The organism is Mesorhizobium sp. WSM4817 (assembly GCF_055811135.1).
Genome location: NZ_JBVVQQ010000016.1, coordinates 47,364 through 71,143, shown reverse-complemented (window position 1 = coordinate 71,143; position 23,780 = coordinate 47,364). Strand labels below are relative to the sequence as shown.

The 23,780-nt window shown below is 64.6% G+C and carries 27 protein-coding genes and 1 pseudogene; 13 read left to right on the top strand and 15 right to left on the bottom strand.

Annotated features, from left to right (window positions below; all coding sequences use genetic code 11):
• Positions 1–6 precede the first annotated feature (6 nt).
• The 3 genes from AC0L2K_RS21500 to AC0L2K_RS21490 are packed head-to-tail and all read left to right on the top strand — an operon-like array spanning position 7 to position 3,490.
• Positions 7–2,274, top strand: coding sequence for a propanediol/glycerol family dehydratase large subunit (locus AC0L2K_RS21500; RefSeq protein WP_287239555.1), 2,268 nt, complete (start codon positions 7–9; stop codon positions 2,272–2,274).
• Positions 2,271–2,690 (top strand): diol dehydratase small subunit, encoded by a 420-nt coding sequence (locus AC0L2K_RS21495; RefSeq protein ID WP_023798510.1) that lies wholly within the window; start codon positions 2,271–2,273, stop codon positions 2,688–2,690. The genes AC0L2K_RS21500 and AC0L2K_RS21495 overlap by 4 nt, the downstream gene beginning before the upstream one ends.
• 11 nt (positions 2,691–2,701) lie before the next feature.
• The gene (locus AC0L2K_RS21490; protein ID WP_287239553.1) at positions 2,702–3,490 is read left to right on the top strand and encodes an SDR family NAD(P)-dependent oxidoreductase; all 789 of its coding nucleotides are present in this window, start codon (positions 2,702–2,704) and stop codon (positions 3,488–3,490) included.
• A gap of 42 nt (positions 3,491–3,532) precedes the next feature.
• Here AC0L2K_RS21490 and AC0L2K_RS21485 read toward each other — a convergent pair whose 3' ends face one another.
• Together AC0L2K_RS21485 and AC0L2K_RS21480 are read right to left on the bottom strand one after the other, a co-directional pair.
• Entirely contained in the window at positions 3,533–5,014 is a 1,482-nt protein-coding gene (locus tag AC0L2K_RS21485) for an ATP-binding protein (protein WP_473524914.1), read from the bottom strand.
• Positions 5,011–5,730 carry a response regulator gene (locus tag AC0L2K_RS21480; RefSeq protein ID WP_023798507.1) on the bottom strand — a complete coding sequence of 240 codons (720 nt, stop codon included), beginning with the start codon at positions 5,728–5,730 and terminating at the stop codon, positions 5,011–5,013. Before AC0L2K_RS21480 ends, AC0L2K_RS21485 begins: the two co-directional genes overlap by 4 nt.
• Before the next feature lie 311 nt (positions 5,731–6,041).
• Here AC0L2K_RS21480 and AC0L2K_RS21475 point away from each other — a divergent pair, with 311 nt between their 5' ends.
• The 8 genes from AC0L2K_RS21475 to soxA are packed head-to-tail and all read left to right on the top strand — an operon-like array spanning position 6,042 to position 12,329.
• Positions 6,042–6,512: a (2Fe-2S)-binding protein gene (locus tag AC0L2K_RS21475; RefSeq protein WP_287239550.1), complete on the top strand. Its 471-nt coding sequence runs from the start codon at positions 6,042–6,044 to the stop codon at positions 6,510–6,512.
• An 11-nt stretch (positions 6,513–6,523) separates the two neighbouring features.
• A complete protein-coding gene (locus tag AC0L2K_RS21470) occupies positions 6,524–8,698 on the top strand; it encodes a xanthine dehydrogenase family protein molybdopterin-binding subunit (RefSeq protein ID WP_473532262.1) in 2,175 nt (724 codons plus the stop codon).
• On the top strand, positions 8,685–9,047 hold the full coding sequence (locus AC0L2K_RS21465; RefSeq protein WP_287239548.1) for a c-type cytochrome: 363 nt from the start codon (positions 8,685–8,687) through the stop codon (positions 9,045–9,047). The genes AC0L2K_RS21470 and AC0L2K_RS21465 overlap by 14 nt, the downstream gene beginning before the upstream one ends.
• The gene (locus AC0L2K_RS21460) at positions 9,034–10,296 is read left to right on the top strand and encodes an FAD-dependent oxidoreductase (protein WP_473532261.1); all 1,263 of its coding nucleotides are present in this window, start codon (positions 9,034–9,036) and stop codon (positions 10,294–10,296) included. Before AC0L2K_RS21465 ends, AC0L2K_RS21460 begins: the two co-directional genes overlap by 14 nt.
• Positions 10,293–10,745: a sulfur oxidation c-type cytochrome SoxX gene (soxX, locus tag AC0L2K_RS21455; RefSeq protein ID WP_473532260.1), complete on the top strand. Its 453-nt coding sequence runs from the start codon at positions 10,293–10,295 to the stop codon at positions 10,743–10,745. Before AC0L2K_RS21460 ends, soxX begins: the two co-directional genes overlap by 4 nt.
• A gap of 35 nt (positions 10,746–10,780) precedes the next feature.
• Positions 10,781–11,230 (top strand): SoxY-related AACIE arm protein, encoded by a 450-nt coding sequence (locus AC0L2K_RS21450; protein WP_287239656.1) that lies wholly within the window; start codon positions 10,781–10,783, stop codon positions 11,228–11,230.
• Positions 11,230–11,550 carry a thiosulfate oxidation carrier complex protein SoxZ gene (gene soxZ, locus AC0L2K_RS21445; RefSeq protein ID WP_023798501.1) on the top strand — a complete coding sequence of 107 codons (321 nt, stop codon included), beginning with the start codon at positions 11,230–11,232 and terminating at the stop codon, positions 11,548–11,550. The genes AC0L2K_RS21450 and soxZ overlap by 1 nt, the downstream gene beginning before the upstream one ends.
• On the top strand, positions 11,550–12,329 hold the full coding sequence (gene soxA / locus AC0L2K_RS21440) for a sulfur oxidation c-type cytochrome SoxA (RefSeq protein ID WP_287239546.1): 780 nt from the start codon (positions 11,550–11,552) through the stop codon (positions 12,327–12,329). Before soxZ ends, soxA begins: the two co-directional genes overlap by 1 nt.
• 27 nt (positions 12,330–12,356) lie before the next feature.
• Here the strand turns inward: soxA and AC0L2K_RS21435 are convergent, their stop codons facing one another.
• The 11 genes from AC0L2K_RS21435 to AC0L2K_RS21385 all read right to left on the bottom strand — a co-directional run bounded on the left by AC0L2K_RS21435 (position 12,357) and on the right by AC0L2K_RS21385 (position 20,498).
• Positions 12,357–12,488 (bottom strand): hypothetical protein, encoded by a 132-nt coding sequence (locus tag AC0L2K_RS21435; protein WP_023798499.1) that lies wholly within the window; start codon positions 12,486–12,488, stop codon positions 12,357–12,359.
• Between the two features lie 18 nt (positions 12,489–12,506).
• Positions 12,507–12,695, bottom strand: coding sequence for a cbb3-type cytochrome oxidase assembly protein CcoS (ccoS, locus tag AC0L2K_RS21430; protein WP_287239545.1), 189 nt, complete (start codon positions 12,693–12,695; stop codon positions 12,507–12,509).
• Entirely contained in the window at positions 12,692–14,950 is a 2,259-nt protein-coding gene (locus AC0L2K_RS21425; RefSeq protein WP_473532259.1) for a heavy metal translocating P-type ATPase, read from the bottom strand. Before AC0L2K_RS21425 ends, ccoS begins: the two co-directional genes overlap by 4 nt.
• A gap of 3 nt (positions 14,951–14,953) precedes the next feature.
• Positions 14,954–15,772 (bottom strand): DUF2189 domain-containing protein, encoded by an 819-nt coding sequence (locus tag AC0L2K_RS21420; RefSeq protein WP_473532258.1) that lies wholly within the window; start codon positions 15,770–15,772, stop codon positions 14,954–14,956.
• Positions 15,773–15,783: 11 nt separating this feature from the next.
• Positions 15,784–15,930 (bottom strand): hypothetical protein, encoded by a 147-nt coding sequence (locus tag AC0L2K_RS21415; protein WP_306454942.1) that lies wholly within the window; start codon positions 15,928–15,930, stop codon positions 15,784–15,786.
• Between the two features lie 44 nt (positions 15,931–15,974).
• On the bottom strand, positions 15,975–16,856 hold the full coding sequence (ccoP, locus tag AC0L2K_RS21410; protein ID WP_473532257.1) for a cytochrome-c oxidase, cbb3-type subunit III: 882 nt from the start codon (positions 16,854–16,856) through the stop codon (positions 15,975–15,977).
• Positions 16,847–17,017, bottom strand: a complete 171-nt coding sequence (locus tag AC0L2K_RS21405) for a CcoQ/FixQ family Cbb3-type cytochrome c oxidase assembly chaperone (RefSeq protein WP_023798493.1) — start codon at positions 17,015–17,017, stop codon at positions 16,847–16,849. The genes ccoP and AC0L2K_RS21405 overlap by 10 nt, the downstream gene beginning before the upstream one ends.
• A gap of 14 nt (positions 17,018–17,031) precedes the next feature.
• Positions 17,032–17,784, bottom strand: coding sequence for a cytochrome-c oxidase, cbb3-type subunit II (gene ccoO / locus AC0L2K_RS21400; protein WP_473532256.1), 753 nt, complete (start codon positions 17,782–17,784; stop codon positions 17,032–17,034).
• A 3-nt stretch (positions 17,785–17,787) separates the two neighbouring features.
• Positions 17,788–19,350 (bottom strand): cytochrome-c oxidase, cbb3-type subunit I, encoded by a 1,563-nt coding sequence (ccoN, locus tag AC0L2K_RS21395; protein WP_473532303.1) that lies wholly within the window; start codon positions 19,348–19,350, stop codon positions 17,788–17,790.
• A gap of 104 nt (positions 19,351–19,454) precedes the next feature.
• Positions 19,455–19,910, bottom strand: coding sequence for an Rrf2 family transcriptional regulator (locus AC0L2K_RS21390; RefSeq protein WP_023798490.1), 456 nt, complete (start codon positions 19,908–19,910; stop codon positions 19,455–19,457).
• A gap of 144 nt (positions 19,911–20,054) precedes the next feature.
• Entirely contained in the window at positions 20,055–20,498 is a 444-nt protein-coding gene (locus AC0L2K_RS21385) for a group III truncated hemoglobin (RefSeq protein WP_128168227.1), read from the bottom strand.
• 164 nt (positions 20,499–20,662) lie between these two features.
• Here AC0L2K_RS21385 and AC0L2K_RS21380 point away from each other — a divergent pair, with 164 nt between their 5' ends.
• Positions 20,663–20,926, top strand: coding sequence for a DUF1858 domain-containing protein (locus tag AC0L2K_RS21380; protein WP_023798488.1), 264 nt, complete (start codon positions 20,663–20,665; stop codon positions 20,924–20,926).
• Positions 20,927–21,236: 310 nt separating this feature from the next.
• On the opposite strand, the pseudogene AC0L2K_RS21375 reads toward AC0L2K_RS21380, so the two are convergent.
• Positions 21,237–21,937 (bottom strand): annotated as a pseudogene (locus AC0L2K_RS21375) (Crp/Fnr family transcriptional regulator).
• Between the two features lie 172 nt (positions 21,938–22,109).
• Here AC0L2K_RS21375 and AC0L2K_RS21370 point away from each other — a divergent pair.
• On the top strand, positions 22,110–22,553 hold the full coding sequence (locus tag AC0L2K_RS21370; protein ID WP_023798487.1) for a pseudoazurin: 444 nt from the start codon (positions 22,110–22,112) through the stop codon (positions 22,551–22,553).
• A 584-nt stretch (positions 22,554–23,137) separates the two neighbouring features.
• Here the strand turns inward: AC0L2K_RS21370 and AC0L2K_RS21365 are convergent.
• The gene (locus AC0L2K_RS21365) at positions 23,138–23,545 is read right to left on the bottom strand and encodes a pyridoxamine 5'-phosphate oxidase family protein (protein ID WP_473532302.1); all 408 of its coding nucleotides are present in this window, start codon (positions 23,543–23,545) and stop codon (positions 23,138–23,140) included.
• Positions 23,546–23,780: the final 235 nt, after the last annotated feature.

Sequence of the window (23,780 nt, the reverse complement as noted above, 5' to 3'; positions counted from 1 at the left end):
GACGCAATGACTTCGCCCCCGCGCTGGCGCCGCTTCGACGAATGGGACACGCGGCCGCTGCGGCACGACCGCTTTGCCGCGGAGGATCCGGAAGCGGGCTTTGCCACCTTTCACAGCCCGTGGGACCCCGCGCCGTCGGCGCGAGTCGAGAACGGACGCGTGGTCGAGATCGACGGTAAGCCGGAAGCCGACTTCGACATCCTCGATTCCTTCATCGCCGCACATCATCTCGATCTCGACGTGATCGACGAGGCGATGGCGATGGATTCGGGCGAAGTCGCCCGCATGCTGGTCGACATCAACGTGCCGCGCGAAAGGCTCGAGCGGCTGGCTCGCGGCATGACGCCGGCGAAGCTGGCTTCCGTCGTGTCGCACTTGTCGTCACTGGAGATCACCTTCGCCTATTCCAAAATGCGGCAGCGCCGCACGCCGGGAAACCAGGCGCACGTCACCAACGCTAAGGATGATCCTCTGCAGCTTGCAGCAGACGCCGCCGTTGCCGTGGCGCTCGGCTTCGACGAGATCGAGACGACGATGCGCGTTGCGTCGAACTCCTGGGCCAACGCCGTCGCCTGCGCCGTCGGCGCGTCGGTTGGGCGTGGCGGCGTGCTGTTCCAGTGCTCGATCGAGGAAGCGGAAGAGCTGCGCATCGGCATGGCTGGCTTCACGTCCTATGCCGAGACGGTATCGGTTTATGGCACGGAAGCTGCGTTCGTCGATGGCGACGACACACCCTGGTCCAAGGCTTTCCTCACCGCCGCCTACGCCTCGCGCGGCATCAAGGCACGCTGCACGTCTGGCGCATCCTCCGAGCTGCTGATGGGTTTTCACGAACATCAGTCCGTTCTCTACCTGGAAGCCCGTTGCCTCTGCCTGCAGCGCGCCATGGGCGTACAGGGAACGCAGAACGGCGGCATCGACGGCGCGCCGTTGACCGTCTCGATGGCGGGGGGCATGCGCGAGCTCATGGCCGAAAACCTCATCGCCGTCTGGCTCGGCCTTGAATGCGCCTCCGGCAACGACACCCGCGTCAGCGAGTCCGAGATCCGGGTTGGCGCCAAGATCACGCCCTTCCTCATGGCAGGCTCCGACCTGTTGTGTTCCGGCATGGGATCGATCCGCAAATACGACAATTCGTTCAACCCATCCCTGTTCAACGGCGAGGACGTCGAGGACTTCCTCGCTCTGCAGCGTGACCTCGAGGCGGATGGTGGGCTGACGCCCATAGAGGAGAGCAATATCCGCGAGCTCCGCATGCAAGCGATCAAGGCGCTGGCCGCCGTCTTCCAGGAGCTTGGCCTCGCCGAAGTGCCGGAAGCCTGGATGCTCTCCGTCGCCGCCGCCTCGGGCTCGCTCGATACCGAAACCTTCTCGACAGGCGAGGTCACGCGCATCAGCGAAGCCATTCGCGATCGCGGGCTAACGGCGGTGGATGTGGTGCGGGCGTTGCACAAACGGGGCTTCGGGCGCGAGGCCGAGAACCTATTGCTGATGCTTCGCCAGCGCATCTCCGGCGACTATCTGCAGACGTCGGCCATCCTGCGCGACGGCAAGGTCATCAGCGCGCTCAACGATCCCAACGACTACCGGGGGCCGGGCAGCGGATATCGGATGTCCGAAGCTAGATGGGAAGCGGTCCGAGGCGTGCGCGATGTTCAGACACGCGAGAAGGTGCTGGAGAGCGAGCGTCGCGTCGACCCGACCTCGGAGCCATGGCTGATTCCAGGCGGCGAGGCCGGCAAAGGCACGGATCCGCGCGAGGTGGTGATTGGCCTCAGCCCCGCATTCGGCAACGAGCTCACGCAAACGACAGCCGGCCACGACTTGATCGACGTGGTGCTGGCCCTGACCGATGGTGTGAGCGAGGGCGGCGGCGTGCCGCGCCTCGTCCGCATCCGACATACCGCCGACACGTCCTTCCTCGGCCTCACCGCGGCGCGCCTCTCCGGCTCGGGTTATGCCATCGGCATCCAGGCCAAGGGCACCGCAGTCATCCACCGCGCCGACCGGCTGCCGCACATGAACATCGAACTGTTCTCGAATGCACCGATCACGACGCTCGACCACTACCGCGCAATGGGCCGCAACGCCGCGCTCCACGCGCTGGGGCTCGCGCCGGAACCCGTCATCGTGCCGACCGAAGGTCAGGCCCTTGGCGCCCGCTACCATGTGCGCGTCGCCATGCTCTACGCGATAGAGACCGGGCTGGTAGTGCCGGATGGCCGGCCGCTCGATGTCGCGTTTGCAATCGGACAAGGAGGGCTTCGTCCGTGACATCCCCTCTCGACCTCTATCCCATCTCCGAGAACGCGCCCGATCAGGCGGTGTCGGCGTCGGGCATGCCGCTTGCCGATTTGACGCTCGACGCAGTGATTTCGGAACGGATCGGTGCCGAAGACATCCGGATTTCGGCCGACGTGCTCAGACTTCAGGCATCGATCGCCCGCGATGCGGGCCGCGACCGGCTTGCGCTCAATCTCGAACGCGCCGCCGACCTCGTCTCCGTCCCGCAAGACCTCATTCTGGACACCTATGAAATGTTGCGGCCGGGCCGGATTCCCGAAGCCCATCTGCTCAAAGAGCGCGCCGAGCTGCTGCGTCGCGAATACGGCGCGCACACCATCGCGGCGCTGATCGACGAAGCGGTCGCCGTTTACGAGCGCCGCAATCTGTTTCGCCGCCGGTACTAGGGGAAAATCGAATGATACTTCAGGGGCGGATCGCCATCGTCACCGGTGCCGGCTCCGGCATCGGTCAGGCCGGATCGGAAGCCATGGCGCGCGAGGGCGCGACGGTCATCGTCACTGACCGCGATCTCGATGCCGCGCGTGGCACGGTCGACTCCATCGCCGCCGCCGGCGGGCGCGGCGAGGCCATCCGAGTCGACGTCACCGACGATGCAGCCGTCGTCGGCGTCATCCAGGACGTGGCCGATCGACATGGGCGCATCGACATCTTGCACAATCATGCCGGTGTGCAGGTCGCGGGCAGCGTCGAGGAGATCGACGGCGCCGGTTTCGATCACTCTTGGGCGGTTAACGTGCATGCCCAGTTCGTCGCCTGCCAAGCAGTCCTACCGGTCATGAAGAGACAGCGCGGCGGCGTCATCCTCAATACGTCGTCGAACTCCGGCGTCTTCCTCGACAGAGCGATGACCGCCTACATCACCAGCAAGGCCGCATCGATCACCATGACCCGCCAGATCGCACTGGATGTCGCGCGTTACGGCATCCGCATCAATTCGCTCTGCCCCGGCTGGGTCGATACGCCGTTCAACGATCCCTACACGGACCAACTCGGCGGCCGCAAAGCGCTGGAGCACGCGATCGCCAACATCGTCCCGATGGGCCGCTTCGCAACGACCGACGAGATCGCCGAGGTCATTCTGTTCATGGTGTCCGATAAGTCGTCCTACATGACCGGCCATGCACTGGTCGCTGACGGAGGCGAGTCTCTCGCGGGTGGGACGAACCAATCTATCACCCGTTGAGCCTATGCAGCGGGCCTGGCGCGATCGCGGGACGGGTTTCGGTCAAGCCGGCAAGGATCGCAGTCCGGTCGGAGGGCTGGTCTCAGGCACCGGCGCCGGGGCAAGCTGCCTGGCCATGTCGATGAGCGGCAGCCTGATGACCGCGCGAAGGCCGTTGCTCCGGTTTTCCAGCACGATGTCGCCGCCGTGGTGGCGGGCGATGGCGCGGGCAATTGACAGGCCGAGCCCGACGCCGCCGGTCTCCCGGTTGCGTGACTGCTCCAGGCGAAAGAATGGCGCGAACACCTGCTCCATGTCGGCTTGCGGAATGCCGGGCCCGGCGTCCTCGACTACGATGTCCAGGCTGTCGGCACGCCTGACCAGGCTCACCTTGGCCTGCTCGCCGTAGCGGACGGCATTTTCGACGAGGTTGCGGATCGCCCGGCGCAGCGAGTCCGGCCGGCAGCGGTACAGCACCTTTGGCCCGTCACTGACGGTGACGTTTTGGCCCAGCTCCTCGAGGTCGTCGCAGAGGCTGCCGACCAGCGCCGAAAGATCGACGGTTCGCGTCTCCTCCACCGCGGCGTCCTCGCGCGCGAAGGCGAGCGCCGCTTCCGTCATCGTCTGGATTTCCTCGATGGTCTTCAGCATCTTTTCCTGAAGATCGTGATCCTGGACGAACTCGGCGCGCAGCCGGAGCGAGGTCAGCGGCGTGCGCAGGTCGTGGCTGATCGCCGCCAGCATGCGCGTGCGGTCCTCGACGAAGCGCTGCAGGCGCTCCTGCATGCGGTTGAACGCCTCGGCGGTCTGGCGGATGTCGTCCGGCCCTGATTCCGGCAGCCGCGGCACGGCCTCGCCGCGGCCGAACAGTTCTGCGGCATTGGCGAGCCGTCGCAGCGGACGCGCGATTGCCTGCGCCCCGAAAATCGCTATGGCGGACAGAATGAGTGCGGTGAGCGCCAGCGATATCGCCGATTGCGCGGTCCAGAAGGCGCTCGGCATCACCTTGGCGTAGGCGGCATTCAGCCAGGTGCTGTCGTCAAGGCGGACGGAAAGCCCCATGCCGTTTGGGGCGCCGTCCAGATAAAGAAACTTGGCAGGTCGCGTGAACGGGCTGCCACTGCCGGACAGGTCCAGCATGCGCGGCGGCACCGAAGGATCGGCGGCTGCGACCGCATTCGAGGCCTGCCCGTTCATGTAGGCGGCATATTTGGCGGCAATGCCGGGCAGCGGTTTGGCGAGTTGCGTCAGCGCCTCCTGTTGCCAGGCGAGGGGATTGCTCGGCCCGTCATGCGAGGTCCAGAAGCGCGTATAGGCCGTGCCGCTGACGGTGAGGATGTCGGGTCGAAGCGAGGGCGGCGTCGTGTCAAGCAAAATGGCAAGCGAGGACGTGCGGCTGACGAACTCGCCCTTGGCCGCCGCGTGCAGGGCTTGTCCGCGCTCGTCCCACGAGATCAGGAAGGTGATCGCCTGCGACAGGGCGAGCGCAAGCAGCACCAGCATGAGGAAGCGGGCCGCCAGGCTGCGTCTCCATAACAGCATCATGCCTGGGCCACCTCGGCGGTGAAGCAGTAGCCGCCGCCCCAGTGCGTCTTGATCAGCATCGGATTCTTCGGGTCCGCCTCGATCTTCTTGCGCAGCCGGCTCACTTGGTTGTCGACGGCCCGGTCGAAACCGTCGGCCGAGCGCCCGACGGTGAGGTCGAGCAACTGATCCCGGCTGAGCACGATCCCGACATGCTCGATAAAAGCGGTAAGAAGGCGGAATTCGGCCGTGCTGAGCGCGACCGCCACGCCGTCGAGCCCGACCAGCTCGCGGCGGCCGACATTCAGCGTCCAGCGGTCGAAGCGCAGCGCGTTCGACTTGAGCCGACCGCGCTGCGGCGGCAGGCTGTGGACACGCCTGAGCACAGCCTTGATCCGCGCCAGCAATTCCCGCGGATTGAACGGCTTCGTCAGGTAGTCGTCTGCCCCGATCTCGAGGCCAACGATCCGGTCGACCTCCTCGGCCATGGCGGTAAGGAAGATGATCGGAACGTCGACCGTTCCGCGCACGTGCCGACAGGCGGCAATGCCGTCCTCGCCAGGCATCATGACGTCGAGGACGATAAGATCGGGCAGGCTGCGGTCGAGCAGCCGCTTGAGCGCGGCCGTGCTGTCGGCGACGCTGACGCGATAACCCTGCTGCGTGAGGTATTTCCCCACGAGATCGCGGATGTCCCTGTGGTCGTCGACGACCGCGATGTGCTGCGCCACTTCCATGCAATGCTCCAAGGCCGCCGCTGAATAGTCGGTCAGTATCGACGATATCTAGTCTGCGTCTACACGGATGATCACCTTCCGCGCCATGGCGGCAATCTCGCCCGACATCAACAAAGCGTGAGAAGTGTAACGAAATGTATCAGAGCGCGGCGCCCGCGACAACTTGCGATGAACTGCCGGTGTTCGGGACAAGGTTCTGCGACAGCTCCCGCCTAACCTGGCCTCGTCGCTAGCCGGGACATCCGGTCTTTGTCGCCAGGGGCGGCATCCAGACTCGGTCCTCGCCAGCCTTTGATCGAAAGGATTGCACAATGGCCAGATTGATCATCAACGGCATGCCACGTGACATCGAGGTCGATCCGGACACGCCGCTGCTGTGGGTGATCCGCGAGCAGATCGGGCTTACCGGAACGAAGTACGGTTGCGGCGTTGCCGCCTGCGGCGCCTGCACCATCCATATAGACGGGGTCGCCACGCGCTCCTGCGCGCTTCCGGTGAGCGCGGTCGAGCCCGACCAGCAAATCACCACCATCGAGGGGCTTTCGCCGGACAGCTCGCATCCGGTCCAGCAGGCCTGGCTGGCGCTCGACGTGCCGCAATGCGGCTACTGCCAGGCCGGCATGATCATGGCTGCGGCGGGTCTGCTCATGCAGAACCCGAACCCTGCGGACGAGGACATCAACGCCGAGATCACCAACATCTGCCGCTGCGGCACCTACAACCGGGTGCGCGCCGCGATCAAGCTGGCCGCCAAAGCCGGCGAAGCCACGCAACGCGGTTGAGGAGAACAGTCATGAACGCCACAATTTCCCTCTCCCGCCGCAGCTTCATCATCGGCGTGGCCGCCACGGCCGGCGGCTTGTCCCTCGGATTCAACGTGCCGTTCATCAAGCCGGCACGCGCCGAGGGCGGCGAGGCGGCGCCGGAGATCAATGCCTGGGTGGTGATCAGGCCCGACGATACGGTGGTCATCCGCATCGCCCGCTCCGAGATGGGGCAGGGGACACTGACCGGCCTGGCGCAACTCGTCGCCGAGGAGCTGAACTGCGACTGGTCCAAGGTCACGACCGAATATCCGTCGCCGGCCCAGAACCTGGCGCGCGACCGCGTGTGGGGCAATTTCTCGACCGGCGGCAGCCGCGGCATCCGCGAGTCGCACGAGTATGTGCGCATTGGCGGCGCCGTTGCGCGCGAGATGCTGATTGCCGCCGCGGCCGCCGAATGGGGTGTGCCGGCCAGCGAATGCACAGCAAGGATGGGCATGGTCACCCATGCAGCATCGGATCGCGCCACCTTTTATGGACAGTTGGCTGCCGCCGCCGCGCGAATGACGCCGCCCGCCAATGTCACGCTCAAGGACCCGAAGGATTGGACCATAGCCGGCAAGCCGCTGCCGCGGCTCGACACGGCCGACAAGCTTAACGGCAGCCAGGTCTACGGCGCCGATCTCAAGCTGCCGAACATGCTCAACGCGGCGATCCGGGCCTGCCCGTATTTCGGCGGCAAGGTGGAGAGTTTCGACGCGGCGGCGGTGGCGGGCATGCCGGGCGTGCGCACTGTCGTTCAGGTCGACGAGACCGCCGTTGCGGTTGTCGCCGACACCTGGTGGCGGGCGAAGACCGCTCTCGATGCCTTGCCGATCGTCTGGGACGAAGGCCCCAACAGGCAGGTCACCAGCGCCTCGATCGCGGCGATGCTCGAAGAGGGGCTCGCCGCAAATGACGCCTTCATCGGCGCCAGGCAAGGTGACGCCGGTGCTGTCCTGTCCGCCGCCGGCCGGACGGTCACGGCGACCTATGCCTTCCCCTACCAGAACCACGCGACCATGGAGCCGATGAACGCGACGGCGCTCTACACGCCGGAGCGCTGCGAGGTATGGGTGCCGACCCAGAATGGCGAGGCGAGCCTTGCTGCAGCGGCCGAGGCCGCCGGCCTGCCGGTGCAGCAATGCGAGGTGCACAAGATCCATCTCGGCGGCGGCTTCGGCCGGCGCGGCAACTTCCAGGACTATGTGCGCCAGGCGGTCAGCATTGCCAGGCAGGTGCCGGGAACGCCGGTAAAGCTCATGTGGTCGCGCGAAGAGGATATGCTGCACGGCGCCTATCACCCGACCACCCGATGCCGGCTGACGGGCGCGCTCGACGCGGACGGCAATTTGACCGCTCTGCACATGCGCATATCCGGCCAGTCGATCCTTGCCGCGGTGCGGCTGCAGGGCATGCAGAACGGCATGGACCCGGTGGTCTTCCAAGGGCTCGTCCTCAGCGGCACGGAAGGCACACTGGGATATACGGTCGACAATCTGCTTGTCGATCATGCGATGCGCAACCCGCCGATCCCGCCAGGCTTCTGGCGCGGCGTCAACCTCAACCAGAACGCGCTCTACGTCGAGTGTTTCATGGACGAACTCGCCCATGCGGCCGGCGTCGACCCGCTCGCCTTCCGCCGCAAGCTGATGGCCAAACATCCAAAACATCTCGCCGTGCTGGAGGCGGTCGCCGAACGGATCGGCTGGGACACCCCGCCCGCGGCCGGCGTTCACCGCGGCCTGGCGCAGATCATGGGCTTCGGCAGTTATGTGGCGGCGGCAGCGGAGGTTTCGGTCACCGATGGGCAGCTCAGGATCCATCGCATCGTGGCGGCCACCGATCCGGGTCATGTCGTCAACCCGGCACAGGTGGAGCGGCAGGTCGAGGGCTCCTTCGTCTATGGCCTTTCCGCCTGCATCTACGGCGAATGCACCGTCAATGGCGGGCGCATGGAGCAGGAAAACTTCGACAGCTACGAGGTCCTGCGCATGGCCGAAATGCCTGATGTGGAGACGATCATCCTGCCGTCCGGCGGCTTCTGGGGCGGCGTCGGCGAGCCGACCATCGCGGTCGCCGCGCCGGCCGTCCTCAATGCGATCTTCGCCGCCACCGGAAAACGCATCCGCACGCTGCCGCTGAAGAACCATGACCTCGCCTGATATGAGGCGCGCGAAGAACAGGCCTGGCGGACGGGCGCTCGCGCCTGTCCTGCTTGCGGCGCCTGTCCTGCTTGCGGCGCTTGCGGCCAGCGCGCCGGAATGGGCCGACGCGGCGCCTGGTGCTACGGCATGCACCGGCTGTCACGGGCCGGCGGCACTCGGCTCAGCCATCCCTTCGCTCGACGGCCACGCGGCAGACGACATCGTCGCCCAGATGCAAGCCTTCCGTTCCGGTGAGCGCAAGGCAACGGTCATGGACCGCATCGCCAGGGGATTTACCGAGGCGGAGACGCGCGCCATCGCCGAATGGCTCGCCAAGCCGGAGGCCGTACGCCATGCCCAGCCGTAGAGCCCTGATCGGCGGCGTGGCGGCTAGCGTCGCCGCGGCCGTCCTTGCCGCGCCGCAGCTGCGCGCACAGACGCAGCCCGGCGTGGTCATTGTCGGCGGCGGCTTTGCCGGGGCAAGCTGCGCCCGCGCGCTGAAACGGCTGGATCGCGATCTTGCGGTGACGCTGATCGAGCCAGAGCCCGCCTATCTGGCCTGCCCGTTCAGCAATGCCGTGATTGCCGGGCTGCGTGGCATCGAGGCGCAGACTTTCAGCTATGACCAGTTCGGCGACATCGCGCTGATCCGCAAGCGGGCTGTCGCCGTCGATGCCGAGCGCTGGCGTGTTCGCCTGGAGGATGGCACGGACATCGACTACGACAGGCTGGTGCTGGCGCCCGGCATCGACCTGCGCTTCGACGCCTTGCCGGGCTACGACGAGGCGGCGGCGGCGATCATGCCGCATGCGTGGAAGGCTGGCGCGCAGACGCTGCTGCTGCGCGACCAGCTCGCGGCGATGCCGGACGGTGGGGTCGTCATCCTCGCCGCGCCAGCCAATCCGTTTCGCTGCCCGCCCGGTCCCTACGAGCGGGCAAGCCTGATCGCGCATTATCTCAAGACCAGCAAACCCAGATCCAAACTGATCATCCTCGACACCAAGGACGCCTTTTCGAAGCAGCGGCTGTTCGAAGCGGCCTGGAAAGAACTCTATCCCGGCTTGATCGAATGGGTGCCGCTGTCGTCGGGGGGCAGGGTGACGGAAGTCGACCCGGCGACAAGGACGCTGGTGACCGAGTTCGGCAATCACACTGCCGATGTCGCCAACGTGATCCCGCCGCAGCGTGCGGGCGCGATTGCGCAGTCGGCCGGCGTTGCCGACCAGACGGGCTGGTGCCCGATCGACCCGGTCACCTTCGAGTCCCGCCTGCAGCCGGCGATCCACGTCATCGGCGACGCGGCGATCGGCGGGGCGATGCCGAAATCCGCCTTCAGCGCCAACGCCCAGGCAAAAGCTTGCGCCGCGGCGGTCGCCGCCCTGGTCAGGGAGCGGCAGCCGGCGCAGCCGAAGCTCATCAACACCTGCTACAGCCTGGTCGCGCCCGGTTACGGCATTTCGATCGCCGGCGTCTACCAGCCACGTGACGGGCTGCTTGCCGAGGTGGAGGGTGCGGGCGGCACCAGCCCGCTCGAAGCGCCGCTTTCCGTCCGCGAACTGGAAGCGGCCTATGCGCAGGACTGGTTCCGAACGATCACCAGTGAAGTGTTCGCATGATGAGGGTGGCTTTTCTGGCTCTGATGGGATTGCAGCTTGCGGCCTCGCCCGGTGCCGGCGAGGAGACGGGGTCTTATGTCGTGACCGGCGATGCGATCATGCAACCTCTGATTGTCGACAAGGGTGATCCGACGCGCGGCGCCGCGCTGATCGCGGACCGGCAGCGCAGCCTCTGCACGCTCTGCCACAGCGGGCCGTTTCCCGACGCGCATCTGCACGGCACGCTGGCGCCCGACCTGACCGGCGTCGGGGCAAGACTTTCGGAAGGCCAGATCCGGCTGCGCGTCGTCGACATGAAGCGGCTGGTGCCGAACACGATCATGCCTTCCTACTATCGGGTCGCGGATGAGCAAGGCCAGCGTGTTGCCACCGTCTGGCGCAGCAAGCCGATCCTGGGCGGCGCCGATATCGAGGATATCGTCGCTTATCTCAAGACGCTGAAGGGGTGATCATGCACGAAGACCCGCTTCGAGTTTACGCAGGCATGGTCGGACGGCGGCAGTTTCTTCGGGCCGGCATGACCGGCCTGCTGGCGATCAGCCTGCCGCGCTGGGCCGTTGCCCGTCCGAGCCTCGAGGAAGCGATCCGGACCTTCACCGGGGGCGCCAACGTTCTCGATGGCCGCGTCCGGCTCGACCTGCCGCCTCTGGTAGAAAACGGCAACGCGGTCGGGATCACAGTCGTCGCCGAGAGCCCGATGACCGAAGACGACCATGTCCGGCGCATCGCGGTCTTCAACGAGAAAAACCCGGAGGCGAATGTCGCGGTTTTCCACCTCGGGGCGCGCTCCGGCCGCGCCATGGTCTCGACGCGGATCCGGCTCGCGACCTCGCAGGTCGTTGTCGCGGTCGCTGAGATGAGCGACGGCAGCTTCTGGTCGAGCCGGGCGAGCGCCATCGTCACGCTGGCCGCCTGTATCGAGGACCTTTCATAATGGCGCGCGCGCTCGTCAATGTGCCGAAAGTGGCTAGGCAGGGCGAAGTCGTCGAGATCAAGGCGATGATCGCCCATCCCATGGAAACCGGCTATCGTATCGGCCCGAACGGCTCCAATATCCCCCGCGACATTATCCGCCGTTTCACCTGCACCTACAATGGCGAGGAGGTGTTTTCGGCCGATCTCTTTCCAGCGGTATCGGCCAATCCGTTCATTGCCTTCACGCTCGTTGCCACAACGAGCGGCACGATCGACTTCACCTGGACCGACGATGCTGGGAAGACCCAAACGGCGTCGGCGACGATCACGGTGAGCTGATGCGCGCCCTCGGGGGCCTGGTGGGGATTATCGCGGCGGTCGTCTGCGGCATTGCCATCGCCGCCGACATCGAAGACGTCGAGAAGCGCTCCGGCTTCGACTTCATGACGCCGCAGACGCAGGCGCTGCAGGCCGACGACATGAGCAATCCCGGCATGCTGTGGGTGCTGCAGGGCGAACAGCTCTGGCAACAGGCGCAGGGCAGGGCGGATGTCGCCTGCTCCGGCTGCCATGACGATGCCCGCCAGACGATGCGCGGCGCTGCCGCGCGCTACCCGGCCTTTGACGCGGCGACCGGCCGGCCGATCGACCTTGCCGGGCGCATCAACTCCTGTCGAGCGGAGCGGCAGCAGGCCGAGCCGCTGGCGCCGGAGTCCGACGCTTTGCTCGCCCTGACGGCCTATGTGACGCATCAGTCGCGCGGCATGCCAATCACGCCGGCGACCGACGCCCGGCTCGCGCCGTTTCGCGACAACGGCCGGCGTCTGTTCCAGAGCCGCATCGGACAGCTCGAGCTCTCCTGCGCCTCCTGCCACGACGACAATTGGGGCAAACGGCTCGGCGGCAGTGTCATCCCGCAGGCGCATCCGACCGGCTATCCGCTCTACCGACTGGAGTGGCAGACGGTCGGTTCGCTGCAGCGGCGCCTGCGCAACTGCATGATCGGGGTCAGAGCCGAGCCCTTCGCATTCGGCGCACCCGAACTCGTCGACCTGGAGCTCCATCTGACGGAGCGGGCCCGCGGCCTTCTGGTCGAGACGCCGGCCGTGCGGCCGTGATGCCGGGCTGTGGCCGTCGTTTCCTGCCTAGAACAAAGCGGCTATCACCGCGATCAGGGCGACTGCAAGCGCGACAAGGCTTGGAACCATCACCGCAACGCCGGACACAGTCGCCAGCCCCGCTATCCAGTCAAATTTTCTGTCGGCAGTTTCGCCCATTGTCGCTTCCCTTAGAGATCAACGCCTGTTCGGTGATGGCTGTTCCATATCCGGCAGCGGGGTGTCGGCCGCCTCGTTGAGAAGCACCCGCTCCGCTGCTCCGTCCAGGTCCTCGAGCTGGCCGCTTTTCATCGACCAGAGGAAGGCGAGAAGCCCAACCAGGCCCATGCCGAGTGCTATGGGGACCAGCCAGGCGAGCAGGCTCATGCAGCCTCCGCGAGATGAGTGGACGTCACGCCACCTTGTATTCCTTGCGGATCTCGGCTCGGACCCGAAAGACGAAGCGCATTGGCAACCACCAGGATGGATGATGTGGACATCGCCACCGCCGCGACCAGCGGCGTAACGTGGCCTGTAACCGCGAGCGGGAGGGCCAGCGCATTGTAAAGGATGGAGAGCCCAATGTTCTGGGTGACGAGCTGCCTAGCCTTGCGGGCAATGGTGATCGCTTTCGGAACGCTGTCCAGGCTGGAGCCCAGGAACACGAGATCGGCCGCGTTGCGCCCGACGTCCGCGGCCGAGGAGGGCGCCATCGACACGTGAGCCGTTCCCAATGCGGGCGCGTCGTTGAGGCCGTCACCGACCATCAGCACCTTGCGTCCCTGCGCGCGCAGGACTTCCAACCGCGCGACTTTGTCGCGAGGAAGCATCCCGGCAGTGGCTGCTGCTACGCCGAGCATGCCTGCCACCTTCCTTACCTCCGTTTCCACGTCTCCGGACAGGATCTCGACGCCGAGGCCGAGACTGCGCAGGCGCTTTGTAGCGGCGGCGGCTCCGAGACGGAGGCTGTCGGAAATCCGGAACGCGCCGAGGACGCGGCCGTCAGCCGACAACCAGGCTTCGGCCGAGGCGGAACCGGCAGTGGAGCGGGCGTCGACCCAAGATTGGCGGCCGAGCCTGTAAACGCGGCCGCCGACCGTGCCTTCGATGCCGTTTCCGGGCTCCTCCCGAATCTGCTCGACGGCAGCCTGCCCGGCCGGATGCAGCGCCGCCACCGCTCGCGAGGCAGGATGCCGAGAGAACCGGGCAAGCGCGGAGGCCGCTTCGATCTCGTCGTCCGGCACAGTGAAAGACGCCACTTTTGTCAGGCCTGAGGTGAGCGTACCCGTCTTGTCCAGTGCGACGTGATCGACTTCGGCCAGCCGTTCCAAAGCCGCGCCGTCCTTGAGGGTCACACCGAGAGCGAAGAGACGCCGCGCAGCGACGGCCTGGACCATCGGCACGGCCAGGCCCAACGCGCATGGGCAGGTGATGATGAGGACGGCGATCGCCACCGTCAGTGATCGGTGCAGGTCTCCGGTGGTGATCATCCACCCTGCAAAGGTGGCGAAGGCAAGCAGATGGACCACCGGCGAATAAAGCGAGGCGGCCCGATCGGCGATGCGCCGATAACGGGCGCGGCCGCCTTCGGCAGCCTCCATCAACCGCATCATGTCAGCAAGGAAGGACTCTTTCTGAGGTCGGTCGACACGCAACGTCAGCGGCCCGTCGAGGTTGAGCGATCCCGACAGCACGCTGGCCCCCGGTCGGACCGACTCCGGGGCGGACTCGCCCGTCACAACCGACAGGTCGAGCGAGGCGTTTCCGGAAATTACGGTGCCATCGGCCGGCACGCGCTCTCCCGCGAGAACAAGGACAGTCTCGCCGCTGCGGATAGCGGATACGTCGCGATATTCGCGTTCGCCATCAGGCGTGAGCACCGTGGCGCCTCGCGGCATCATCCGCGCGAGCGACCTGACCGCTTCGCGAGCGCGTCCGCGCATCGCCTGGTCCACAGCGCGTCCAGCCAGCAGGAAGAACAGCAAGGATGTCACCGCATCGAAGTAAGCATGGGCTCCGCCCGTCACCGTATCGTATGCGCTGAGGCCGAATGCGAGCAGCACGCCGACGCTGATCGGCACGTCCATGTTCGTCCGGCCGCCGCGCAGGGCGCTCCACGCGGAAGCGAAGAAAATCCGGCCCGAATAGGCCAGCGTCGGCAACGCGAGGGCCGTGGAGATCAGGTGGAATGCGTGCCTCGTGCCGGCGTCCGCTCCCGACCAGACCGAGACGGAAAGAAGCATGATATTCATGGCGGCGAAGCCGGCAACGGCCGTGGCGCGCAGCAAGCGGCCCATCTCCGGATCGCCGCCTCCGTTCTCAGGCTCGGCGAGTGTTGCTTCGTAACCGGCTTTTCGAAGCGTTTCGATCATCGGCGGCACGGCGCCGTCCCGCCGCCACTTCACTACGACACGTTTTGCAGTCAGGTTCACCCGCGCGGAAACGATGCCCTCGACTTGGCTGAGCAAGCCTTCGATCGCGCCGATGCAGCCTGCGCAATGCACCTGAGGGACGGAAAAGTCCGTCTGAATCGTACCATCGCCGAGATCTCGGCTCGCAAAGACCACCTCTTGCGGGACGATCTCGCGCCGCCCGGGCCCAATCATCAGGGCCGCCTCGGATCCCGGCGCGCAGCAACTCATCGATCAGGCCTCCGGCCGGGCCACTGCCCGGTAGGCGTGCCATGTCGCGTGTCCGAGCAGCGGGAAGATGACGATCATGCCGATAAAGCCAGTGGCGACGCAGATGCCGAAAAGCACGAGCACCATGGCACCCCAGGCGATCATCGGCGGCAGGTTGTTCCACACCAGTTTCATGCTCGTGGCCATCGCGGTCAGAGCATCGACGCGCCGGTCAAGCAGCATAGGAACGGCGAACACGCTGATCGAAAACGCGAAGGCTGCGAACAGACCGCCGATCGCCGTTCCTATGATCAACATCGCCCATCCCGATGGCGTGCCAATCAGTATCCCGATCACATTGTCGAGGCCCGGAAATGCCGTCACGCCAAAAAACAGCGCCCACAGGAGAACCGCCGCCCGCATCCAGAGCAGCATCAGGAGACAGAGAAGCAGGCCCGTGAAGAAGATCTGCGCGCCCGCTCTCGGTCGCACATGAAGCATCGAAGCAAGCCCGATTTCGCGGCCTTCGCCGATCGCGCGGCTCTTCTCGTAAAGCCCGATCGCCAGGAACGGAGCGACGATCAGGAAGCCGGCAAGCGATGGAAACAGGATATAGTCGCGACCGAACTCGACGAGGGTCCACACGAACGCCACCGAAAGCACGAAAACGCCGACACCGTAAGCGAGGCTGGAGGCGGGGTGGGTCCAGAAATCGCGCCAGCCCGCAGCGAGCCAACGCAATCCTTCCAGGACGGGAAGGTGGCGTTGAAGCTTGGTATCCCGGGTCTCACCGATGCCGGATGTCTCGCTCAGCAGCCAGTAGGATTCGTCGGCCTCGCCCATGACTTTCTCCTTCAGCAGGCTGGCTTGGCGGCGCGATAGCCGCCGCCGTCGCTGGTATCCTTCACGTGCGCCACGCAGTCCGGCTGCGATTGGAACGCCACGTAGACAAGATGCGCGTTGGCGCCGGCGAAGAGCAGCAGCCCCGCCGGGACGAGCAACCAGAGGATCCATCCGCCGGGAAGGCGAGTGCTTCTGCGGGGGGTCATGGCTGGCGCGTCCCCAGGTCATGGACAAAAAGCGCAAGTGTCCGAATTTCCGCGGTGGTCAGCCGCTCGTCCCAGGTCGGCATGTGGCCTTGCCGGCCTCCGTGGACGGAAGCGATGATGGTGTCCATGCTTCCGCCGTAGATCCAGTACGCGTCGGTCAGGTTCGGCGCTCCGACCTCGCGATTGCCTTGCGCGTTCTCGCCATGACAGGCCGCGCATGTCGTCACGAAGACTTCCTTGCCGGCGTTGATGCGGCCGAGGTTCTGCGGTGTCGAGGTGTCGGGATTTGTCAGCGAGTAGACATAGGCGGCAACGTCGCGCACCTGGTTCCGGTCGAGCATGTCGTCGCGGCCGAAAGCAGGCATCTGCCCGACACGGCTTTCGGGATGGGCGGTGTTGATGCCGACGCGCATCGTCTGCTCGATCAATTGGGGACCGCCGCCCCACAGCCAGTCGTCGTCCGTGAGATCGGGATAGTTCGCGCCGCCCTTGCCGTCGCGTCCATGGCAGGCGGCGCAGTTGTCGCCGAACAGCTGCTGCCCGGTGTGACGGACGGTCTGCATCAGAGCTTCGTCCGCCATGATGGCGTCGTAAGGTTCGGATTCGAGCCGGGCCGTCCAGGCGGCGCGCTCGCGCTGGCCTTCAATCACCCGTGCTTCAACCGTCGTCTGCTGATCAACGCCTAGAAGCCCTTTGGTGTATGTCGTTCCCAACGGCCATGCCGGCACAAGGAACCACCATGCGAGCGCCCAGATATGCGTGACGATCAGGAACATCAGGACCCCGCGCGGGACCGGCGTGTCCAATTCCTTGATGCCGTTCCACTCGTGGCCAGTCGTTTCGCGGCCGGTAGCGGGATCGCGTTCGCTTACTTCCATGGCTTGTCGTCCCGATCGAGGATGCTGGTCTTGGCCCTGTCGAAACGTTTTCGGTTGGACGGCCAGAAGGCGTAGACAACGACACAGAGGAAGAAGCCCATCAGGTAGAAAAGGCCCCAGCTCTTGGACAGGGCAACGAGCGTGTCGTGGTCGAAATCCATCATCGGTCCTCCCGTCAGCTTTCCGGGTCCGGCTTCTTTTCCGGCGCCGCCGTATCCTCGTACGCGGCTCCCGTCAGCCTGCCCAGCACCTGCAGGTAGGCCACCAGCGCGTCCATCTCGGTGACGTGTGTGGTGACGCCGTCGAATGCGCTCACCTGGGTTTTGTCACCATACCGCTCAGTCACCCCGCTTGAGAAATCAGTGTCGGGGGTCGCCTGCCCGTAGGCGTCGCGGGCAGCGTTTTCCACCATCGCCTCGGTATAGGGTACGCCGAGTGCCCGCTGGGCCGCCAGATGCAGCGGCAGGTCGTCCGTCTTCAGCGTCGTACGGGCAAGCCAGGCATAGGCGGGCATGTTCGATTCCGGCACGACGTCGCGTGGATTCGTCAGATGTGCGACATGCCAGAAATCCGAATATTTTCCCCCAACACGCGCAAGGTCGGGTCCGGTCCGCTTCGACCCCCAGAGCATCGGCCGGTCGTATTGGGATTCCACGGCGAGCGAATACGGACCGTAGCGCTCGACCTCGTCGCGCAGGGTGCGGATCATCTGACTGTGACAGGCGTAACAGCCTTCACGGACATAGATGTTGCGGCCCGCGAGCTCCAGCGGGGTGTAAACCCGCATGTCGGGCGCCTGCTCGACGGTTTCGTCGATGGTGAACAGGGGAGCAATCTCGACGATGCCGCCAACGCTGGCCGCAGCTATTATTCCAAGTACGAAGAGGATCGCGGACCGCTCGATCTTGCGGTGGAAAAGTTCAGGCATCCGTCATTCTCCCGGTACTGCGGCGGGGATGACGGGTGCGTCTGTCTCACGGGCTGCCGCGAGCGGCACCATACGGACCGTCATCCAGATGTTGTAGCAGCCGACCAGTGCGCCCAGCAGGAACAGCAGTCCGCCGATGGCGCGGGCGATATAGTATGGATACATTGCCACCAGTGAATCGACGAACGAATAGGCGAGAGCGCCTTCCTCGGTATAGGTTCGCCACATCAGACCCTGGATGATGCCGGAATTCCACATGGCGAAGACGTAGATCAGCGTTCCGGCGATCGCGAGCCAGAAATGGACCTCGACGAGCGCGGCCGAATACATCCGCTCGCGCTTCCAGAGCGCCGGGACGAGCGTGTAGACGGAGCCGAAGGTGATGAGCGCGACCCATCCCAACGCTCCGGCATGGACGTGGCCGACTGTCCAATCCGTGTAGTGCGAGAGAGAGTTCACCGGTCTGATCGCCATGAACGAACCCTCGAAGGTGGAGAGCCCATAGAAGACTGCCGCGGCCATCATGAATCGCAGGGTCGCATCGTCACGGACCCGGTGCCAGGCGCCGTTGAGGGTCAGCAGCGCGTTACCCGCGGATGCCCACGAAGGCACGAGAAGCATCACGGAAAAGGTCATGCCGAGCGTTTGCACCCAGTGGGGGAGCGCGGTGTAGTGCAGGTGGTGGGAACCCGCCCACATGTAGAAGAAGGTGATGCCCCAGAAGCTCAGGATCGAGAGACGGTAGGAGAAGATCGGTCGCTGCGCCCGGACCGGCAGGTAGTAGTAGAGCATGCCGAGAAAACCTGCGGTGAGGAAGAACGCAACCGCGTTGTGGCCGTACCACCACTGGACCATCGCGTCCTGCACGCCCGGCCAGATCGTGTAGCTCTTGGCGTGCCCCCAGGACACCGGCAGCGCGAGGTTGTTGACGATGTGCAGGATGGCCACGACCAGGATAAAGGCCATGAAGTACCAGTTGGCGACGTAGATGTGCGGCTCTTTCCGACGCGCGATCGTGGCGATGTAGAGAATGAAGTAGGTCACCCAGACGATCACCAGCCACAAGTCGGCGTACCACTCGGCTTCCGCGTACTCCTTCGACTGGGTGGTACCGAGCAGATATCCGGAAATGGCCAGAACACAGAACAGGTTGAAGCCGAGAAGCACGAACCAAGGGCTTATCTGGCCGGCTAGCCGCGCGCGAGACGTGCGCTGCACGACGTGGAAGGATGTGGCAATGAGCGCGTTGCCGCCGAACCCGAAGATGACGCCGGACGTATGCGTTGGCCGCAGCCGCCCGAAGCTGGACCAGGCCGCATCGAAGGCGAGGTCTGGCCAGGCGAGCTGCGCGGCCACCCACACGCCCATGAACATGCCGAAGACAGCCCAGGCCATCGACAGCACGATCCCGACCTTGATGGGATCGTCGTAATAGGAGACTGCTCGGTCTTCGGTCGGTTCTGGCCCGTAGAGCGACGACATGATGAGGTAGATAACGACGCCCGCGAAAAGCATGACGATGACGCCGTGCACACCGAGAGTGTCCGAGCGTCCGAGGGCGGCCATGGCGAGTCCCGCGAGCGCTACTGCCACCGCGATGAGCAAGGCGTACTGCCGTTCAGAGGATTTGAGGTTCGATATCATGCATTCCCTCCAGGTACGGCATTCGCTCAGGCAACTTCCCCAGAAACTCTGTGCATTTCAAACAACTCCACCAGTTCGGATCTGTTTGCGGCTATGTCAGCCAGAGTATAGCCATCGAAGACAGCGAGAAACGCCTGCAGCGCCTTGACGACGACGCCCTCGAGCCGGCAGGCAGGGGATATGACGCACAAGCCGCCATCCCTGCGCATACACTCCGTCAGAGCGAAGTCGTCTTCCATGTGCCGCACGACCTCACCCAAGTTGATGTCCTCCGGCCGCCGGGCGAGCGCTATGCCGCCGGTGCGCCCCCGAGCCGTGGTGAGGTAACCCAGTCGCCCGAGCCTGAAAGCCACTTTCAGGAGGTGATTGCGTGATATCCCGTATGCCGCGGCCACGTCGGTTACTCGGCACGGTCTTTCCCGGTGGACCGCCAGGTAGATCAGCATCCTGAGCGCATAGTCCGTCTGAAAGGTGAGACGCATCCCGCGGATTCCTGGTTCTCATCGCAGAAAGAACCCACCCTAGCAGGCTGTCAGCTAGACGAAAATGCGACGTCAGCGCGAGCATGCCCGCCCACGCTACGAAAGCCGTCGTCTCGGCGGGAAAAGCCGGCCCTTCCGCGTTTATCATCCCGCCGCCCCCGCGGTCGGGCGATCAAGCCGGAAAAACATGGCGACCTTCAGGCTCCGCGCGATCCTTTCGGCGCGGTCGACGAACACTTCGGCTACCTCAGGCGGGCATCGCTCTTCGACGGTTTTGCGGAAATGACCGAGCCATATGTCGAAATCCTCCTCGCGCACCTGCTTCAGCTTAAGGTGCGCAGGCACGGGGCGGCCGCTGTACGCGCCATTCTTCAGAATGACCGAACACCAGAAGTCGGTCATCTTCTCCAGATGCGGTTCCCAGTCGCCGTGGATTTCCGCAGCGAAGATGGGTCCGAGGCGAGTATCCGACCTGACGCGGACGTAGAAATCGCGGACAAGCGCGGCAATGAACCCGCGGTCGACCAACGGGTGGGACAGCGGCATTTCCGCCTGCGGGCGGGCGCGATCGTAAACAGCAGAATTCATCGCAGCACACAAAGTGGTATCGTGCCTGCTACTTTTAGGTGCCTGACTTCCGCACGGCAAGCGCGCAATTCGTCCCAGCCCGCTCGTTCCGCCATTTGTTTGCGCCTGCGCAAAGTTCCGGGCGAGGCGGACGGTTTAGATGGCCTTCTTTGGAGACGACTATCGTGAACCAACCTGAAACCATCGATCCCGATATGACGGTCGACGAGATCATGCGGCGATGGCCGGCAACCATAAGGGTGATGATCCGCAACAGAATGCTCTGCATCGGCTGTCCGATCGGAATCTTCCATACGGTCGCCGACGCATGCCACGCCCATCGGGTCGACCTGGAATCCTTCTCCCAGGAACTTCTCGAGGCGATAAGCAGCGATCCGCTTGCGAACGCGCCGTCGGCCTTCCTCGGTGATGGCGTCGCGGCGCTCTGAACCGCATGCGCCGCATGCGGCACGCTCCACCCGGAGAGGCAGTTGGCAAAATAGCGGATCCGTCACCGAGATCATTGGAATTCCAAACGTTTGGCTGATGTCGATTACCGCTCGCGGCTGAATGCGACTTGATCCAGATCAAATTTTGCGCGACGCGACCCGGAATTGGCCAACATTCACCTCGCCCTTTTCGAAGAAGTCGGCTTCCGACGAGAATCGACGGTAGGAACTTATCGGAACCCCCGATTGCTCCCATTCTACAAAGCTCGTATTGAACGCGCCCGTTTATGCCAGCGACGTGACGGCGGCGCTATGCAGCCGGCCCCTTGCGCCTGTTCTCAGACACCAGCATGAGCGCATGCGGGTCAGTCACGGTGACCTTCTGGCGCCCGCTCCTTACAATACCCTGGTCTTCCCAGGCGCTGAGCAGCCTGCTGACCGTATGCAGCGTCGTTCCGGTCATCTCCGCGATGTCCTGACGCGTGATTGGAAAGTCGATCTCGATCCCTTCTGGCGTCTTTCGTCCGGACTGGCTGACGATACGCAGCTGGCGATGCGCTGCTCGACCTGCTGGGTCGACATCTCCATGACCTGCGCCTGGGTTTCCTGGAGGCGGGAACCGATCGTGCGGTAGGCACTGGCCCCGAACGTCGGGAAACGCGATTGCAGTTCTGCCCACGCGGAATTGGGCCAGGCGAGGACGACGCAATCAACCGCCGCGACCGCGGACGCCGGATAGGTCGTCCTGCCCATTGCGATGGCGATGCCGAAGAGTTCACCCTCGGTGATATATCGAGCGATCACTTGATGCCCTTCGGGCGAGGTGCGGACGACGCGGATATGACCCGACAGGAGCAGGAAGAAGGACGTGGCCTCCTCCTCTTGTCCGAAAACCTCCAAATCCTTGGGAAAGCGGGAGGACCGCGCCCGAGAGAGAATAGCATCGAGGTCTTTGCCGTCGAGGCCGGCAAACGCGGGCAATCCCGAAATCAGGGACCTGTCGAGAGGCATTGTCTTCGCTTCCAGTCTGGGGCGCTGTTCCTGTGGGGCGCTGCTCCTGTGGGGCGCCGCTCCTGTTCGATTTCTAGCGGCTATTTGCGCCAGCGCAAACTGCCTGTTGGCGACACGCACTAATAAAGCCTTCAACGGCATTGGAGCCGCATACCAGGAAAGGACCAGGAAAATGAAGAAGCTCATCGCAGCGCTGGCGCTAGGCGCGGCCGTCGCGATCGCAGGCGCGGCTGGCGCGGCCGAAATAGAGGTCACGATGCTGAACAAGGGCGAGAAGGGTGCGATGGTGTTCCAACCCGACTTCGTCAGCGCCGCCCCCGGCGATACCATTCGCTTCGTGCCGACCGACAAGGGCCACAACGTGGAAACGATCAAAGGCATGCTCCCGGAAGGCGCCGAGGCCTTCAAGAGCAAGTTCAACGAGGTCTTCACGGTAACGCTCGATAAGGAAGGCGTCTACGGCGTCAAGTGTGCGCCGCACTACGGAATGGGCATGGTCGCCCTGATCGAGGTGGGCCAGCCGGTCAACCTCGACGCAGCGAAGGCCGTCAAGCAGACCGGCAAGGCCAAAGCCGTGTTCGCCGAACTCTTCGGCCAGGCCGTGGCGGCCAGGTAGCGCGGGCCAACAGACGCGAAATGGCGCGGACGGCGGGGGCCGCGTCAAGGAGGCGGAAGTGATGGACCGAGCGGACAGGCAGGCTTGGCGCCAAGGCGCGCCGAACCAAGATCCCGCGATCAGGAAGGAAACGTCGCGGCGATATGGCCGCTGCCACCCGGGCCACAGCTTCGCCAACCTCGTCCGTCGGTCTTCCTTTTCCAAGGAGGACCGGCGGCTCTTGGAAAACTGACTGGGAGCCGGAGGCCGCGCCAAGCCTCGTTGCTGATCCCTTGCGAAGGTGACCATCCGCGAAGCTTCACATCCAGGACGTTGGGCCACCTTCCCAGCGCAGGTTACAAGCGCCACCACCGCCGCACGTGATCCAGAGAGAACCGTTCACGCGGGGGCCGTGACGGACTGCTATTGAGTTGAACGCTTCCCGTTTTGGTTTCGTGGCAGCTGCCGCGCCGGATGACGCTGCTTGTCTTGATCTGACAGTGCGTCTGGCGCCAAATGCACTGGCGGCCGTCAGGAAAGCGTTCGCCCTGCTGGTCGAGTAGCTGCTTGGACGCTCGACGTCGACGCGCATCCGCCGCTCTGCCTCATTTCTCATGGGCCTCCCGCCCGGACATCCGCTCGACATGGATTCGAAAGAAGACGTGCGAAGCATGGTCGACGAGCGGTGCAACGACGGGCTTCAGCGCGCCGGGTTCCCACCAGTTGGCGTGCTGGCTAAGCAGAGACCAGGCCCGGTCGCGCTCTCGTTTGATGTCAATGCGGTCGGGCAACTCCTCGAAGCGGCCTTCGGCGACGACGCTCTTCCAAGAACGGGCCTCACCTTTTTCTTCGACCAGAAGCGCCACTTGAGGGTTGCCCCGCATGGTGTCCAGCTTTCGGCCCGGCATAGTGAAGGAATAGGTGCATCTATCGTCGTAGGCGTAGTAGATTGGCACAAGGTAGGGCTGGTTACCGGACGAGCAGGCGAGCCGCGCGAGCCGGTTCTCAGAAATCAGGGGCGAGGGATAGTTGTCGAATTATCATGGCGGAACTCCTCATCGAAGTCTCACAATGCGCGCGTCGCACACAATCGTCGTTGTCTCAGATCAATGTCCCTCGTTGACAACTCCCGACCAAACGTCGCTTCGAAGTGTCAATCAGCGTGGCTGCCCGGTAGTGTCTCAGATCGAATTTCTGTTATGGCTGGGAAGCAAATCGCCCGCGACGTCACCAACTCCGAAAGTCTAA

What these genes read in the sequence shown, in the direction of transcription:
- AC0L2K_RS21500 (WP_287239555.1), top strand. Translation starts at nt 7, where the DNA reads ATGACTTCGCCCCCGCGCTGGCGCCGCTTCGACGAATGGGACACGCGG.
- AC0L2K_RS21490 (WP_287239553.1), top strand. Translation starts at nt 2,702, where the DNA reads ATGATACTTCAGGGGCGGATCGCCATCGTCACCGGTGCCGGCTCCGGC.
- AC0L2K_RS21485 (WP_473524914.1), bottom strand. Translation starts at nt 5,014, where the DNA reads ATGATGCTGTTATGGAGACGCAGCCTGGCGGCCCGCTTCCTCATGCTG.
- AC0L2K_RS21480 (WP_023798507.1), bottom strand. Translation starts at nt 5,730, where the DNA reads ATGGAAGTGGCGCAGCACATCGCGGTCGTCGACGACCACAGGGACATC.
- AC0L2K_RS21475 (WP_287239550.1), top strand. Translation starts at nt 6,042, where the DNA reads ATGGCCAGATTGATCATCAACGGCATGCCACGTGACATCGAGGTCGAT.
- AC0L2K_RS21470 (WP_473532262.1), top strand. Translation starts at nt 6,524, where the DNA reads ATGAACGCCACAATTTCCCTCTCCCGCCGCAGCTTCATCATCGGCGTG.
- AC0L2K_RS21465 (WP_287239548.1), top strand. Translation starts at nt 8,685, where the DNA reads ATGACCTCGCCTGATATGAGGCGCGCGAAGAACAGGCCTGGCGGACGG.
- AC0L2K_RS21460 (WP_473532261.1), top strand. Translation starts at nt 9,034, where the DNA reads ATGCCCAGCCGTAGAGCCCTGATCGGCGGCGTGGCGGCTAGCGTCGCC.
- soxX (WP_473532260.1), top strand. Translation starts at nt 10,293, where the DNA reads ATGATGAGGGTGGCTTTTCTGGCTCTGATGGGATTGCAGCTTGCGGCC.
- AC0L2K_RS21450 (WP_287239656.1), top strand. Translation starts at nt 10,781, where the DNA reads ATGGTCGGACGGCGGCAGTTTCTTCGGGCCGGCATGACCGGCCTGCTG.
- soxZ (WP_023798501.1), top strand. Translation starts at nt 11,230, where the DNA reads ATGGCGCGCGCGCTCGTCAATGTGCCGAAAGTGGCTAGGCAGGGCGAA.
- soxA (WP_287239546.1), top strand. Translation starts at nt 11,550, where the DNA reads ATGCGCGCCCTCGGGGGCCTGGTGGGGATTATCGCGGCGGTCGTCTGC.
- AC0L2K_RS21435 (WP_023798499.1), bottom strand. Translation starts at nt 12,488, where the DNA reads ATGGGCGAAACTGCCGACAGAAAATTTGACTGGATAGCGGGGCTGGCG.
- ccoS (WP_287239545.1), bottom strand. Translation starts at nt 12,695, where the DNA reads ATGAGCCTGCTCGCCTGGCTGGTCCCCATAGCACTCGGCATGGGCCTG.
- AC0L2K_RS21425 (WP_473532259.1), bottom strand. Translation starts at nt 14,950, where the DNA reads ATGAGTTGCTGCGCGCCGGGATCCGAGGCGGCCCTGATGATTGGGCCC.
- AC0L2K_RS21420 (WP_473532258.1), bottom strand. Translation starts at nt 15,772, where the DNA reads ATGGGCGAGGCCGACGAATCCTACTGGCTGCTGAGCGAGACATCCGGC.
- ccoP (WP_473532257.1), bottom strand. Translation starts at nt 16,856, where the DNA reads ATGGAAGTAAGCGAACGCGATCCCGCTACCGGCCGCGAAACGACTGGC.
- AC0L2K_RS21405 (WP_023798493.1), bottom strand. Translation starts at nt 17,017, where the DNA reads ATGGATTTCGACCACGACACGCTCGTTGCCCTGTCCAAGAGCTGGGGC.
- ccoO (WP_473532256.1), bottom strand. Translation starts at nt 17,784, where the DNA reads ATGCCTGAACTTTTCCACCGCAAGATCGAGCGGTCCGCGATCCTCTTC.
- ccoN (WP_473532303.1), bottom strand. Translation starts at nt 19,350, where the DNA reads ATGGCCGCCCTCGGACGCTCGGACACTCTCGGTGTGCACGGCGTCATC.
- AC0L2K_RS21390 (WP_023798490.1), bottom strand. Translation starts at nt 19,910, where the DNA reads ATGCGTCTCACCTTTCAGACGGACTATGCGCTCAGGATGCTGATCTAC.
- AC0L2K_RS21385 (WP_128168227.1), bottom strand. Translation starts at nt 20,498, where the DNA reads ATGAATTCTGCTGTTTACGATCGCGCCCGCCCGCAGGCGGAAATGCCG.
- AC0L2K_RS21370 (WP_023798487.1), top strand. Translation starts at nt 22,110, where the DNA reads ATGAAGAAGCTCATCGCAGCGCTGGCGCTAGGCGCGGCCGTCGCGATC.